Origin of the sequence: Elizabethkingia bruuniana (genome assembly GCF_002024805.1) — a bacterium.
In the GTDB taxonomy this organism is placed as follows: Bacteria; Bacteroidota; Bacteroidia; order Flavobacteriales; family Weeksellaceae; genus Elizabethkingia; species Elizabethkingia bruuniana.
On sequence record NZ_CP014337.1, the window covers coordinates 174,548 to 189,923 of the forward strand.

15 protein-coding genes are annotated in these 15,376 nt (G+C 31.5%); all 15 read left to right on the plus strand.

The window, feature by feature from the left end; translation table 11 throughout:
* Window positions 1–5 precede the first annotated feature (5 nt).
* The 15 genes from AYC65_RS00825 to AYC65_RS00895 all read left to right on the plus strand — a co-directional run bounded on the left by AYC65_RS00825 (window position 6) and on the right by AYC65_RS00895 (window position 15,360).
* Window positions 6–1,070 carry a hypothetical protein gene (locus tag AYC65_RS00825; protein WP_059333913.1) on the plus strand — a complete coding sequence of 355 codons (1,065 nt, stop codon included), beginning with the start codon at window positions 6–8 and terminating at the stop codon, window positions 1,068–1,070.
* Window positions 1,070–2,290: an O-antigen polymerase gene (locus tag AYC65_RS00830; protein ID WP_059333912.1), complete on the plus strand. Its 1,221-nt coding sequence runs from the start codon at window positions 1,070–1,072 to the stop codon at window positions 2,288–2,290. Before AYC65_RS00825 ends, AYC65_RS00830 begins: the two co-directional genes overlap by 1 nt.
* Window positions 2,291–2,464: 174 nt before the next feature.
* Window positions 2,465–3,724: a glycosyltransferase family 4 protein gene (locus AYC65_RS00835; protein WP_034866495.1), complete on the plus strand. Its 1,260-nt coding sequence runs from the start codon at window positions 2,465–2,467 to the stop codon at window positions 3,722–3,724.
* 259 nt (window positions 3,725–3,983) lie between these two features.
* Window positions 3,984–4,568, plus strand: coding sequence for a GNAT family N-acetyltransferase (locus AYC65_RS00840; protein WP_059333911.1), 585 nt, complete (start codon window positions 3,984–3,986; stop codon window positions 4,566–4,568).
* Window positions 4,569–4,570: 2 nt separating this feature from the next.
* Window positions 4,571–5,788: a DegT/DnrJ/EryC1/StrS family aminotransferase gene (locus AYC65_RS00845; RefSeq protein ID WP_034866494.1), complete on the plus strand. Its 1,218-nt coding sequence runs from the start codon at window positions 4,571–4,573 to the stop codon at window positions 5,786–5,788.
* Window positions 5,788–6,378 (plus strand): sugar transferase, encoded by a 591-nt coding sequence (locus tag AYC65_RS00850; RefSeq protein WP_034866491.1) that lies wholly within the window; start codon window positions 5,788–5,790, stop codon window positions 6,376–6,378. Before AYC65_RS00845 ends, AYC65_RS00850 begins: the two co-directional genes overlap by 1 nt.
* Before the next feature lie 405 nt (window positions 6,379–6,783).
* Window positions 6,784–7,227, plus strand: coding sequence for an adenylyltransferase/cytidyltransferase family protein (locus AYC65_RS00855; RefSeq protein WP_024567683.1), 444 nt, complete (start codon window positions 6,784–6,786; stop codon window positions 7,225–7,227).
* Between the two features lie 3 nt (window positions 7,228–7,230).
* Window positions 7,231–7,776, plus strand: coding sequence for a dTDP-4-dehydrorhamnose 3,5-epimerase (gene rfbC / locus AYC65_RS00860; RefSeq protein ID WP_034866489.1), 546 nt, complete (start codon window positions 7,231–7,233; stop codon window positions 7,774–7,776).
* 7 nt (window positions 7,777–7,783) lie between these two features.
* Window positions 7,784–8,863: a dTDP-glucose 4,6-dehydratase gene (gene rfbB / locus AYC65_RS00865; RefSeq protein ID WP_034866496.1), complete on the plus strand. Its 1,080-nt coding sequence runs from the start codon at window positions 7,784–7,786 to the stop codon at window positions 8,861–8,863.
* 37 nt (window positions 8,864–8,900) lie between these two features.
* Window positions 8,901–9,767 carry a glucose-1-phosphate thymidylyltransferase RfbA gene (rfbA, locus tag AYC65_RS00870; protein WP_034866487.1) on the plus strand — a complete coding sequence of 289 codons (867 nt, stop codon included), beginning with the start codon at window positions 8,901–8,903 and terminating at the stop codon, window positions 9,765–9,767.
* A gap of 148 nt (window positions 9,768–9,915) precedes the next feature.
* Window positions 9,916–10,644, plus strand: a complete 729-nt coding sequence (gene lptB / locus AYC65_RS00875; RefSeq protein ID WP_009087046.1) for an LPS export ABC transporter ATP-binding protein — start codon at window positions 9,916–9,918, stop codon at window positions 10,642–10,644.
* Between the two features lie 111 nt (window positions 10,645–10,755).
* Window positions 10,756–12,480 carry an ABC transporter ATP-binding protein gene (locus tag AYC65_RS00880; protein WP_052114592.1) on the plus strand — a complete coding sequence of 575 codons (1,725 nt, stop codon included), beginning with the start codon at window positions 10,756–10,758 and terminating at the stop codon, window positions 12,478–12,480.
* 66 nt (window positions 12,481–12,546) lie between these two features.
* Window positions 12,547–13,122, plus strand: coding sequence for a cob(I)yrinic acid a,c-diamide adenosyltransferase (locus AYC65_RS00885; protein ID WP_034866483.1), 576 nt, complete (start codon window positions 12,547–12,549; stop codon window positions 13,120–13,122).
* 48 nt (window positions 13,123–13,170) lie between these two features.
* Window positions 13,171–13,782: a thiamine diphosphokinase gene (locus AYC65_RS00890; RefSeq protein WP_034866481.1), complete on the plus strand. Its 612-nt coding sequence runs from the start codon at window positions 13,171–13,173 to the stop codon at window positions 13,780–13,782.
* Between the two features lie 186 nt (window positions 13,783–13,968).
* A complete protein-coding gene (locus tag AYC65_RS00895) occupies window positions 13,969–15,360 on the plus strand; it encodes a type III PLP-dependent enzyme domain-containing protein (protein ID WP_034866478.1) in 1,392 nt (463 codons plus the stop codon).
* The last annotated feature ends 16 nt before the right edge of the window (window positions 15,361–15,376 follow it).

Below are 15,376 nucleotides of genomic sequence, written 5' to 3' on the forward strand. Positions count from 1 at the left end.
GGTTTATGAAAATCAATCTTGAAAATCAACTTTTACTTAGGTTAATGACATTTGTTCCCCCTTTTCTTGGAATAATTGTCTTTTCTTATATAGTAAAATTTTCTCATTTTGAAAATGTCACAAATAGATTGCCAATATATCAAGGTATCTCTTCATACTTTTCACTAATCTTAATAGGCTTCACCTACATAAAAAATAGAAATGCAATTAAGGGAAGGAAAATTCTCTTGCCTTTAACTGTAGTTATATTAATTCCATTAGTAGGATATTATTTTGCAAATATTGATATTTGCACAACCACATTAATTCTTCTTGTTTCTTTTTTAAGTTCTGCGATACTATATATAATGTTAGTAAGGAAAAAGATGTTTAACTATCTTTTATTTTCTATTATTAATTCAGTATTATTGCCTACTACTTTGTTTGTCAATACAATTGTATTTGTTTTAATTATTATAGGCTTATTGATAATATTATATTATGTTTATAGTTCTGTAAAAAAAAGACTGGTAGTGTTCAATTATAGTGATGGGGGTATAGATATTCTTAATTCCATATTATTACATAGCCCATATATATTATTTCCCTTTTTCGATTTTTTAATTCAAAGAGCAATTGGCACTAAACACTATAATGATTATGTACTTATTAACAAATATATTAACGGGGGCATTACTTTACTATTCTCTTATAAACAATTAAGTCTAATGTTCTCAGGAGAGTTGAAAAGGAAAGGTGCAATAATTATGGCATTAATTAGCATTTTAATACTTTCAATATTAGGGGTTTTTATTAATAATTGGGTGGTTTTTATTATAATGATAGGTTTATATTCATTTGGCGTAAATCTGAGTAGCCTAGTAGTGAGGAGTAAACTTATGAGTGGGATATATTTTTGGATTTCAATGATAGGGCCTGTTTTTGTGGGATTATATGTTCTAAGTTTGTTCTTTTTTAAAAATAATATTGAAGAAAATAATCATCTATTTGTATTTTTTATGACTATTTTTACAATTGTCCCAAGCTTTTTATTATTAACTTTTTATTATAAACAAAAATTGTCAGCTTAATGATTACTTTTATAATATTAATGAGCTTATTTTTACTTATTTTTCTTTTTATTATAAGAAAAATAGGGAAAAATAATTTTCTATTAAATACATTTATTTTCACTTGGCTAATTGTACTCTTTGCATTGATTTTATTTAATAGACCTGCTGTAGATTATATCAGTGAAGAAGGTATCATTATCATCTTTGCTCATTTATTTATATTGGGATTTGGAGTGTTAATTTTTGATAAAAAAGAAGTCGTGTTCAAGCGCTTCCCGCTTCAGATTAAATTAAGCATTACAACACTGTTTTATTTATTTCTAGGATTATCGTTGCTAGGATTATATATGTTTTCGAAATCTGTAAATCTGATTGATGCTATAGTGTTGAATCAGGTAGCGACTTTGAGATCAAATTTATTATTAAAAGAAATTGAAGTGAGTCCTGCAACTGTTCTTCTAACCAATTTTTTATATCCTTTGGCGGCAATTGCTCCCGTATATACATTAGTTTACAAAAAAAAGCCAGCCTTGTTTTTTTTTATTGTTATATTATTTGTTGTTTATTCTCTTTCATCAGGGGGAAAAGGTGGTATAGTTTTGATGATTGGGACATTAATGGGAGCAATTATCTATTTAATTAAAACAAAAAGACTTGTTTTTGATAAACGAATCAAAATGATAGCCATAATTATGGCAGTATTTGTATTCGCATTTATTACGTTTATTACCTATTCAAGAACTCAACACACAAATGAGTCAATTTCAGATAATACATCAAGTATGTTTGTCTCTTATTTTACTAATTCTGTTCCTGCGTTTTGCCAGATTTTAAAAGAAAATGGATATAGTTTATTTAATATAAACCTTTCACAACATAACCTGGTGAGAAATATAGGAGGACTCTTTGGAATAAAGTTTCAATGGGAAATGGATTCTTATATTGTTTATGTTCCTCAACCGTTTAATGTTTTTTCTTCTTTGGCAGATTCTATATTTTCTCTTGGATTAATAGGATCTTTGTTTTATTATTTCATTATCGGAATAATTATGGGAGCTATAAATACAATGCGTAATATCAATGGTGTTTTCTTATATTCTATATTTTTTCTATTCTCATTTTATTCTTTCTTCGTTGATATCTTTTATTTTATGGTAGGTTCCTGGTTTTGTATAGCAGCATTCTTTGTTTTTAAAATAAAATTCCCTGAAAAATATTTGAGAAAACAGAAATTTTGAGCTTATCCTTATTTACTATTATAAAAGAGAGAAAAGTTATATAGAAATATTTTGAATTATAAAAATCTACTTTTCTCTTGAAATATAAACATTCAACGGATACAAAAAAAGTATCATATATTTTGATTTAAAGTATTGAATTTACATAAAACTAATTTTAAAATTAATAAAATAATGAATATTATACTCATCAATCCATATGGCCCAATTCCTATTCCAGAGGAGAAATGGAGAGAATATAGGTTCACAATTATTGGAAATTATTTATCCTCATTGGGACATAATGTTATTTGGTACACATCTTCATTCTCACACCATTTTAAGAAACAACGATCTGCAGGATGGAAAGATATTTTTATTAATGATAATTTTAAGATAAGACTTGTTCCAACGCCAGGGTATGATAAAAATATATCCTTTGGAAGATTTTTCAGAGATATAATTTTTTCATATAAAGTTTATAATTATCATTTTGATGAGAAACCAGATTTGATATTGTATAGTGAATCTCCACTTAGTTTTGGTTATGCCGGGTATAAACTTGCAAGAAAGCTATCTGTTCCTGTGATTTATGATCAAATGGATTTATGGCCTGAGCTTATCATCAATTCATTTCCAAAAAAAATGAGAAAATTTTTTAATATGTGCTTTTATCCTGTGTTTAGAAATAGGAAAAAAGTTTATTCTGATCTGGATGGATTTATATCTCTTGCACAACCTTATATGGATATTCCCATGAAAATCGTACCAAGCCTTAAAAATAAACCAAATATAGTTATATATAATGGTATTGATGTTTCAGAGTTTAGGGATAATGCTAATCCCGATCCTGAATTATTAAAAAAACTCCCACTAAAAAAAGAAGGAGAATTGTGGTACACATTTGCAGGAACATTGGGGCCTTCTTATGATATTTTGAATCTTTTGGATGTAGCAAAGAAAGTTATAAATAATAAAAATAATTCTATTAAGTTTTTAATAGCTGGTGATGGACCTTTGAAAAAAGAAGTTCAGGAATTTTCAGCTAAAAATGGTTCGGAGACTGTATTATACTTAGGAAAGTTAAAACCTGAAAGTCTTTCATTTTTGTATAGTAAAAGTGATGTTGGTTTGTCCATTTATACTGAGATATCAAATGTTGAAATGCCGGATAAATTTTATGATTATACAGCAGCTGGATTACCAGTTATTAATTCATTAAAAGGAGAGGTTGGAAGCATTGTTGAAAAGGAAAGAGTGGGGCTAAATTACATCCCAGGTAATACAGATTCTCTATTTAATACAATTATTAAATTATACGATGATGAATTTAAAAGAAAAGAATATGCTGAAAATTCATATAAAATAGGCTCAATTTTCGATAAAAATCTCCAAATAAAAAAAATAGATCCATTCATTGATCAAGTAATGAAGTCATTCCACAATACAAATTAATTATCTGTTACTCTTAATGAGTTAAGAATAACAGTATTGATTTAAGTTAAATAACTATAGAGTTGAAACAGCATTTTTATTGATTATTTATGTATAAATTTGGTTTGTTAAAACTAATAATTGTTTTAGAAAATTGTTCAGTAAATATTTTTCACTTATGATATATTATAGACCTATGCATAAAATAAACCATATACAATGCTTATAATAAGTTTTCAATTAAACATTCTTGAAAATATAATTCTAAATTGTGAAGTAAATGGAGATTAGATTGGCAAAGTTATCAGATCTGGATATGATTGTTGAGATACACTATAATAGATTTTCTAATTTCTTTCTCACGACTTTGGGTAAGAAATTTTTAAAGACATTTTATAAAGCTTTTCTTAAAGAACCAGGAATATTAATTGTTTTGTTGGATGAAGGTAATATTAAAGGTTTTGCTGCCGGAAGTATAAACAATCAAAATTTCTTTAAAAAGCTTTTTAAAAATAATTTTTTTGGATTTATTTTTTCAGGAATTCAAATCATATTTACCAATCCTAAAGCACTTAAGAGAATTTTTAGTAATACAAAGAAATCAGAAGATGCAATATTGGAGTATTCAGAGTTATTAAGTATAGCAACTGTTTTGAATAAAAAAGGTTATGGTAAAATATTACTTGATTCTTTTGAGAAAGAAGTAGCACTTAAAAATAAGGGAACTTTAAAGCTATCATTGACAACTGATTATGAAGATAATGATAAGGCTGTAAAATTCTATAAGGATTGTGAGTATGAAGTTCTTGAAGTTTTTGAGAGCTATCAAAAAAGAAAAATGTATCGATTTATCAAAAATATTTAATTATGAAAATTCCTTTTTCCCCACCTTTTGTGGATCAAGATGTTATAAATGAAGTTGTAGATACTCTAGAATCAGGGTGGATTACTACAGGGCCCAAAGTAAAAGCTTTAGAAGAAGAAGTTAGTAAATTAACACATGCTCCCCGTGCTTTAGCAGTAAACTCATGGACTTCTGGAGCTATTCTAATTTTGAAATGGTTTGGTATTAAAGAAGGTGATGAAGTTATCATCCCAGCTTATACTTATAGTGCTACGGCATTAGCTGTACTACATTGCGGGGCAACACCTGTAATGGTAGATGTAAAAGATGATTTTACAGTTGATCCTGATGAAATTAAAAAGGCCATTACTGCTAAAACAAAAGTAATAATGCCTGTTGATATTGCTGGTTTGCCATGTGATTATGATGCTATAAATAACATTGTGAAAGATGAAAAATATATTGCATTATTTAATGCCTCATCTGAAAATCAAAAAAAATTAGGAAGAATTTTAGTCCTTTCTGATGCAGCACATTCAGTCGGTGCTAAATACGAACATAAACAAACTGGAACATGGGCAGATATTACCATTTTTTCTTTTCACGCTGTTAAGAATATTACAACTTCAGAAGGTGGTGCAATTTGTATTAATTTGCCACAATCATTTAATAATGACGATGAGTATGCAATAATGCGATTGTGGACATTGAATGGCCAAACTAAGGACGCATTTACAAAGTCGCAAGGGGGAGGCAATAGCTGGAAATATGATATTGTATTTCAAGGATTGAAGGTAAATATGCCAGATGTTTGTGCTGCAATAGGCTTAGCTCAAATAAGAAAATATACAACAAAGCTATTAGAAGAAAGAAAACGTGTAGCTATGCGCTATCAAGACTTTTTTTCGTCGAAAGATTGGGCTCAGCTTCCAATTTTAGAAGATGAAAAACGAATATCATGTTATCATCTTTATGCACTACGTATAAAAAACATTTCTGAAGAACAACGTGACCAAATAATGGAATTAATAGCCTTGGCTGGAGTTTCAGTTAATGTACATTTTATACCAATGCCAATGCTAACTTTATTTAAAGATCTTGGATATGATATTAGAAATTACCCAGTAGCATATGATAATTATAGTAGAGAAATTTCATTACCAATATATCCACAATTAAGTAATGAGAATATTGATTATATCTGTAAAACAATAGAAGAATCATATAAAACCATTATTTAATGAAAAGATTCTTTGATATTATTTTTTCACTGGCGGGTATTATTATACTAATCCCTATTTATATTATTGTATCAATTGTAATTACAATCGATAGTAAAGGAGGTGTTATATATAAACAAAAAAGGATTGGTAAAGATGGTAACCCTTTTGGTGTTATGAAATTTCGTACAATGCATCCCGGATCATTTGCAAAAGGAGCTATAACAATTGGTGATCGTGATCCCAGAGTTACAAATGTAGGCTATTACCTTAGAAAATATAAGTTTGATGAACTGCCTCAATTGTTTAATGTACTTATAGGGGAGATGTCGTTTGTTGGGCCAAGGCCTGAAGTGGAAAAATATACAGTTTTGTATAATGAAACTCAGAAAGAAGTGCTGTCAGTTCGACCAGGAATAACAGATTATGCATCTATAAAATACAGAAATGAAAGCGAGATTTTAGCACAAAGTAGTAATCCTGAGAAAACTTATATTGAGGTTATTATGCCAGAGAAATTAAATATCAATTTAGCTTATATAAAAGATAATAATATTTTTAAAGATGTTAAAATTATTTTTGAAACTTTTATTGCAATAATGTGTAAATAAAAGCTGATATTTAGAGTTTTTCAATATCTTTATAAAAACTGCTTTGTCATACTAAGCAGTTTTTTATTTTTCTATTGGATTTATTTGAAAAGCTAAATTAAAACATAATATATTTTGCAATGGCATTATATGAATTTGAGTAAATATATATTATGTACTATAAGTTAGTTGAATAAAAATTAAAAAAGCTTCTCTTGATATTTCATTCAAAGAGAAGCTTTATAAATTGTGATTTGATGTTAATTCAAAAGTATATCAATTTTTTGAATTACAATTACGGGAAACCGTAATTATTGAAAATAAATAAAGCAATTATATCGAGAGGTAATAGAATAAAATCTAATTTGCTTTTCATATTTTAATATGTACTTTTGCTTATTACATTTTACAAAATAATAGATAAAAATGAAAACACAAAAAATAGGAATTACCTTTTCTGCTTTTGATTTATTACATGCGGGACACATCAAGATGCTCGAAGAGGCAAAAACTGTATGTGATTATCTTATTGTTGGTTTGCAGCTAGATCCGACTCTTGATAGGCCAAATAAAAATAAACCTACGCAAAGTATTGTTGAGCGTTATATTCAGCTAAAAGCATGTCGTTCAGTGGATGAAATTATTCCATATAATACAGAAGAAGATTTATTAGATATCTTAAAGTCCTTTGTTATAGATGTGCGTATTATTGGAGACGATTATCGTGATACAAACTTTACAGGAAAAGAGTATTGTGAACAAAAAGGTATTGAAATATATTATAATAAAAGAGATCATCGTTTTTCAAGTACAGCTTTGAAAAAGGCCGTTTATGAGCAAGAACTTAAAAAGCAAGAGGCTAATAAATAATCTATGAAATTAATAGAAACACCACTTAAAGATTGTTATATTATTGAACCGTCTATCTTTGAGGATGAAAGGGGATATTTTTATGAAAAATACAATGAAGGAAAATTTGAAAAATTAACGGGTTTGAATGGACATTTTGTTCAGGATAATATTTCAAAATCTTCATATGGAGTTTTAAGAGGATTGCATTTACAAAAAGGAGACCATGCACAAGCAAAATTAGTTTCCTGTTTAGAAGGAAAAGTATGGGATATCGCTGTAGATTTGAGAAAAGATTCTTTAACGTTTGGACAATGGTATGGAATAGAGCTTACAGCTGAGAATAAAATCCAGTTTTATGTGCCTAGAGGTTTTGCTCATGGTTTTGTAGTACTAAGTGAAACTGCAATTTTCTCTTACAAATGTGATAACTTCTATAACAAAGAATCTGAAGGGAGTGTTAAGTTCAATGATTCTGATCTTAATATTGACTGGAAAATTTCAGAAGCAGATATGATTTTATCAGAAAAGGATCAGAATGCTCCAGCTTTTAAAGATAAAAACTATTAAACATACTATGAAGAATATTATTATTACAGGAGGTGCCGGTTTTATCGGATCCCATGTTGTAAGAGAATTTGTAATAAAAAATCCTGAGGTTACAATTATCAATCTGGATGCATTAACTTATGCGGGAAATCTGGAAAATTTGAAAGATATTGAAAGCCTACCTAATTATGTTTTTGAAAAAGCAGATATTACAAAATCTGAAGAGTTAAGAAAGGTTTTTGAAAAATATAATCCAGATGCTGTAGTACATTTGGCGGCAGAGAGTCATGTAGATAGAAGTATTACAGATCCAAATGCATTTATCAATACAAATGTTATTGGAACAGCAAATTTGCTTAATTTATGCCGTGAATTCTGGACACTTAATCCAGAACATACACATGGTAGATTTCCTAATGAATCAAGGACAAATCTTTTCTATCACGTTTCTACAGATGAAGTATATGGAAGTTTAGGTGAAACAGGTTTCTTTTTAGAAACAACAGCTTATGATCCTCAATCTCCTTATTCCGCTTCAAAAGCAGCATCAGATCATTTGGTAAGGGCCTATGGTAATACTTATGGAATGCCATTTATAGTTTCTAACTGTTCTAATAATTATGGTCCAAACCACTTCCCTGAAAAGTTGATTCCATTATGTATTTCTAATATTTTAAACGAAAAACCATTGCCAATTTACGGGGATGGAAAATATACAAGAGATTGGCTATATGTAATAGATCATGCCAGAGCAATTCATCAAATATTTAATGAAGCTAAAACTGGAGAAACCTATAATATTGGTGGTTTTAACGAGTGGCAGAATATTGATCTAGTAAAAGAATTAATAAAGCAATTAGATGCTAAATTAGGCAAGCCAGAAGGTTATTCTGAAAAGCTTATCACATTTGTTAAAGATCGCCCAGGGCATGACAAGCGTTATGCAATTGATGCAACAAAACTTAATCAGGATTTAGGATGGAAACCTTCAGTTACTTTTGAGGAAGGATTATCCAAAACAATTGACTGGTATCTGGATAATAAAGAGTGGTTAGAAAATGTAACTTCTGGGGATTATCAGAAATATTATGAAAATCAATATTCATAGTTTTAAAGGATAAACGAATCTACAAACTTAAAATTAGATGAAAGGAATTATTCTCGCCGGAGGATCCGGGACAAGATTATATCCATTAACGATAGCCGTAAGTAAACAGCTTATGCCGGTTTATGATAAGCCTATGATTTATTATCCTTTATCTACTTTGCTTTTAGCGGGTATTAAAGATATACTAATCATAACGACACCGCATGATCAGGCAGGGTTTATAAAGCTTTTGGGAGATGGATCACAAATAGGATGTAATATAGAATATGTAATACAACCAAGCCCCGATGGACTAGCACAGGCATTTGTTTTGGGAGAGCAGTTTATTGGAAATGATGCTGCAGCTTTAGTTTTAGGTGATAACATTTTCTACGGAAATGGAATGGGGAGAATGCTAAAGCATAAAACTGATCCAAACGGAGGAGTTGTATTTGCATATCATGTGGCAGACCCGGAACGTTATGGTGTTGTTGAATTTGATGATAATTTTAAAGCTTTATCAATAGAAGAAAAGCCTTTGAAACCTAAGTCTAATTATGCAGTACCAGGTTTGTATTTCTATGATAATAATGTTGTAGAAATAGCCAAGAATATAAAACCTTCTCCACGTGGTGAACTAGAAATCACAGATGTTAATAACGTTTATTTACAACAAGGTAAACTAGAAGTAGGTGTATTGGATAGAGGAACTGCCTGGTTGGACACTGGAACATTTGACTCTTTACAAGAAGCTTCAGAGTTTGTAAGCGTTATTGAAAAGCGCCAAGGTTTTAAAATAGGATGCATAGAAGAAATAGCGTTCATCAATGGATTTATTGATGAAGAAAAACTTTTGGAGACCGCACAAAAATACGGTAAGAGTGGTTACGGAGCTTATCTAAAGAATTTGATAAAAGACAAGTAGAAAATATACAGCAGACTTTTTAGTCTGCTTTTTTTATGCCCTTCTTTTTATAGAAAACCTATATAGTGAAGATAAAATCAGGATTACTGAAATTCACAAAGAGACAACATCACAATTTTCTCTATCTTTGTCCAATTAATTATTGCAAATGATTCTACGCGGAGAAAATCTGATTAAAGAATATGGTCCCAAAAAAGTAGTAAAGGGAGTGTCTGTGGAAGTTCGACAAGGAGAGATTGTCGGATTGTTAGGTCCAAATGGTGCAGGTAAAACAACATCTTTCTACATGATTGTAGGTTTGGTAAAGCCTACTTCCGGAAAAATATGGCTGGACGACCATGAAATTACATCAGATGCTATGTACCGCAGAGCTCAGAAAGGAATCGGTTATTTGGCTCAGGAAGCTTCAATTTTCCGAAAACTATCTGTTGAAGATAATATTATGGGAGTATTGCAGCTTACGAAACTTTCTAAGCAAGAGCAGAAAAAGAAATGTAATGAATTAATTGAAGAATTTTCTTTGGAGCATGTTCGTAAAAACCGGGGTGATTTATTATCAGGTGGAGAACGACGTAGAACTGAAATTGCACGGTGTTTAGCAACAAATCCAAGCTTCATTCTATTAGATGAGCCGTTTGCAGGGGTAGACCCCATTGCAGTAGAAGATATTCAGAAGATTGTACGTTCTTTGGTGGATAAAAATATTGGTATTCTGATTACAGACCACAACGTACAGCAAACTCTTGCCATCACGCATAAAACTTATATTATGTTTGAGGGAAAAATTCTAAAAGAGGGTATTCCGGAAGATCTCGCAAATGACCCTGAAGTACGCCAGGCATATCTTGGAGAAAACTTTAGATTCGAAAAGTTTTAATCCGTATCTTCGAGTGGCTTAGAAGATTTTATGGCAAAAAAATTCACAAGGACACTCAATCTTATTCATATTTATCAACAATTACGTCCATTTATCAAGCCTTATAGGCTAATGATCTATGGGACGTTAATTCTTACCTTTCTGGGTGCTTTAGCAGCTCAGGTGAACCCCGTTGTACTTAAGTATACTGTAGATGAGGTTTCCAAATTAACGCACCTTGCGCATCCGATGCAGGAAGGAATTCATGTTTTAGTTGTCATTAGCGTAATTCTTTTAGGAAAAGAACTTGCCAATATCTTTATTCAGTTTGGACAAAAATTTTATGGAGAAAAGATTCGAATAAATGTTAGTAGCGATCTTGCTCAGGCTGCTATTGATAAGATTTTGACGTATAGAATAGCTTATTATAACGACGAAAACCATGAAAGCGGGAAGCTGCAAATTCGTATTGATCGAGGAATTGAGAGTTTAACACGTTTAGTCCAGAATTTCTTTATCGATATTCTGCCTCTATTTTCCAATGCTATTATAGCATTAATCATCATGTACATGCAAAATGTGTATGTAGGTTTAGTGTCAACTGTTATTATACCCATTTACTTCTATGTAAGTGTTTTACAAGCTAAAAAATTACAAGGCGTCCGAAGACAACTGCGTACTCAGCGCGAGCAGAAAACTAACGGCTTGCTCAATCTGATTAATTCCATTATGGTTATTAAAAGCTTTGTCCGGGAGAAATTTGAAGGTAAGAAACAGTTTGATCTCCAGATGCAGCTTATGGACAGTCAGATGTACACACGCCGCACCAATTTTTTCTATGATGGACTCAAAACCTTTTTAGAGCAGATAGGAGTTGTACTTATTATTCTTTTGACAGTTTACCTTGTTCTGGATCAGAAAATGACAATAGGTGCGATTATGCTGCATATTATGCTTTTTAATAACGTATCAGCACCTATCCGCCAGCTTCATCGTATTTATGACGAGATGAATGATGCTCTTATTTATGCAGAAGGTTATTTTGAAATCTTAAATGCTGATGATGAAACGGAACCTAATGGTAGTATAGAAGGTGTAAAGATAAAAGGTACATTTGATTTACAGAATGTAGACTTTGCTTATCCAAACGGAACCCGTGCTTTATATGATATTAATATGAAGATTGAAGCTGGTAAAACAACTGCTTTAGTCGGGCTAAGCGGAGCTGGAAAGAGTACTGTAATCAATCTTTTGTGTAAATTTTATTTACCCAATAAAGGAGAAATACTTTTAGACGGAAAGAATTTGAATGACTACGAAAATGAGTTTCTAAGAAGTCATATTGGATTGGTTTTACAAAAGAACCATATTTTTAAAGGAACAATAGAAGACAATATTCGATATGGTGATATGAATGCTTCTTTTGAACAAATAGAAGAGGCTGCCAAGAAAGCTTATCTCCATGATCAGATTCTGGATCTGCCGGAAGGCTATCAGCACGATGCTACACAACTAAGCGGAGGACAGCAACAAAGGATTGCGATAGCAAGATTATTCCTGAAAAATCCACCTATTATTTTTCTGGATGAGCCAACTGCAAGTTTAGATGCAATTGCAACAGAACAGATTAAAAATAGTCTGGACGCTATAAAAGAAAACAGGACAGTGGTTATTATTTCCCATTCATTATCACAGATTCTGGATTCAGATAACATTTATGTAATGAAAAAAGGCCGCGTTGTTGAAAGTGGTACCCATGAGCAACTCTATGAACAAGAAGGTGTTTACAAAGAAATATTCGATGCTTCTGCAAGAAGCCTTAACCTTGATCGCTTAGTAAAGACTTATAAAGAGTAAATTGTTGAGGTGAATTTGTAAATTTGTTTTTTCAGGATAATTATTATTAATAAAATAAAAACCAATATGACTTTTAAAATATATACCAAAACAGGAGATAAAGGAGAAACATCTCTATATGGAGGTACTCGTGTTTCCAAAGCCAGTGCAAGGGTAGATGCTTATGGTACCATTGACGAATTAAATGCTTTTATTGGAATAGCTAAAAGCCATATCGATGATAGTGACTGCCTGAAACAACTCGCAGAAATACAATATGATCTTTTTACATTAGGATCTGAGGCTGCAACACCGATAGATAAAGTATATCTGGCAAACGGAAAGTCTCGCCTACCTGTAACAATAAAAGAAGAAGATATCAACAAGCTTGAAGTATGGATGGATAAGATGGATGAAAGTCTGGAACCTTTACAGTTTTTTATTTTGCCTGGTGGTGGAAAAGCTGCGACATTTCTTCATGCTGCCAGAACAATTTGCAGACGGGCAGAACGCGGAATGGTATTTTTGAATGAAACTGAAGAAGTGCGTCCGGAACTTATTAAATATCTTAACCGACTATCCGATTATTTATTTGTTTTGGCGCGCTATGTTTCCATGTTGGATAATGAACAAGAAGAATACTGGAATCCTAACGCAAGATAATCAGATCTGAAAAAGTATAATTAAAAATAAGCTAATTTTTGTTTGTAAATGAAAGCATTACTCTTCATAAATGGAGATCCTCCTAAAAATACTCCGGAAATCAAAGATTATGATCTTATTGCATGTACCGATGGTGCATTTCATTATTTAAGAGAAAAGAATTTTCCTTTAGATCTGTTAGATTTTATTTCAGGTGATTTCGATTCGTATGAAGAGAACGAAAAAATAGTTTCTGAAAAACTAATCCACACGCCCGACCAGAATAAAACAGATTTTCACAAAGCTTTAGAAATAATCCTTGAAAAAGGTTTTTATGAAGTTGATGTTTATGGCGGAAGTGGTGGTGAGCAGGATCATTATTTGGGAAATCTTACGGTAGCATACTTATTTAGGAATAAAATGGAGATTACTTTTTACGACGAATATTCAAAATATTTCTTTATTCCGAATGAATTCGAAGCTCAGAATGTATTAGGGAAAATAATTTCACTGGTACCATATCCTGTTGCGGAGAATGTAATAACAAAAGGGCTTAACTGGCCTCTCTTTGGTGAAGAATTAAATATGACAGGCAGAATAGGAACCCGTAACTTTGCTGTGGAAGATACTTTTACTTGTTCTTACAGTGATGGAGCAATATTGCTATTTATTGGTAAATAATACATTACAAAATAAATACCGATTAAAAGAGAAGAATTTGCATCTTCTCTTTTTTATTTTTTTCATACTTCTACATCTTTAACTCCCTATTCAAAAAAACTGCTTTCAAAATCCATTAATTTTTAGCAATTTTGTCGCTCGAAAAATCGATTTTATTTTATGTTATTTAAACCCCCATTGTAAAGAATGAAAATAAAGTATTCTGAACTTATAGATCAGACCTTGTATTTCCCGCAAGAAGAGTTTCAGGTGGACAATCACCAACTTAAATTTCACGGAATTCCTTTAATGGAATTAGTTGAAAAATTCGGGACACCTTTGAAGTTTAATTATCTTCCTAAAATCTCTGAAAATATTCAGCGGGCAAAAAAATGGTTTGCAGAAGCCATAGAAACCCACGAATATAAAAACAAGTACCGTTACTGTTATTGTACGAAATCCAGTCATTTTGCCTTCGTATTAGAAGAAGCACTAAAAAATGATATCAGCATTGAAACTTCCTCAGCTTACGATATAGACATCGTTAAAAGACTTTATGAAAAAGGAAAAGTAAAGGAAAATGTAGAAGTAATCTGTAACGGATTTAAGACAGATGATTATCTGGTGAAAATTGCAGATCTGATTAACTCAGGATTTGAAAATATTACTCCGATTCTGGATAATTACCGTGAATTGGACAAACTAACTGAAAGTATTGATACTACTTTCAATATTGGAATTCGTATTGCTTCCGAGGAAGAACCAAAATTCGAATTCTATACTTCGCGTTTAGGCATCGGGTATAAAGATATTATCCCGTATTACAGTCAGAAAATTGCGGAACACCCTAATGCTAGACTGAAGATGCTACATTTCTTCATTAATACGGGTATTAAAGATACCTCTTATTACTGGAATGAATTGTTCAAGTGTCTTCGTGTGTATGCACGTCTGAAAAAAATTGCACCGGAAGTTGACTCTCTGAATATCGGAGGCGGTTTTCCAATTAAAACTTCTTTAAATTTCGATTACGATTACGAATACATGGTAAACGAAATCGTATTGCAGATTAAAAAATTCTGTGAAGAGGAAGGAGTAGAAGAACCAAATATCTATACAGAGTTCGGGTCATTTACTGTTGGTGAAAGTGGAGGTAATCTTTACCAGATCATTAGCCAGAAGCGTCAGAACGACAGAGAGAAATGGAATATGATCGATAGTTCATTTATGACTACATTGCCAGATACATGGGCGATCTCCAGACACTTTATTATGTTGCCACTTAACCGTTGGGACGATACTTACGAGAGAGTTTTCCTGGGAGGACTTACTTGTGACTCCGACGATTATTATAATTCGGAACAGCATACCAATGCTATTTACCTGCCTGTATTTACAGATACAAAGCCTCTATATATTGGTTTTTTTAATACAGGAGCATATCAGGAAACGATTAGTGGGTATGGTGGAGTTCACCACTGTCTGATGCCGCAGCCTAAACATGTGCTGATTGATAAAGACGAGAACGGAAATTATACTTATTCAGTTTTCCGTGAGGAACAAACACCTGATGACGTTTTACGACTATTAGGATACTAAAATAAAAAAAGCTGCC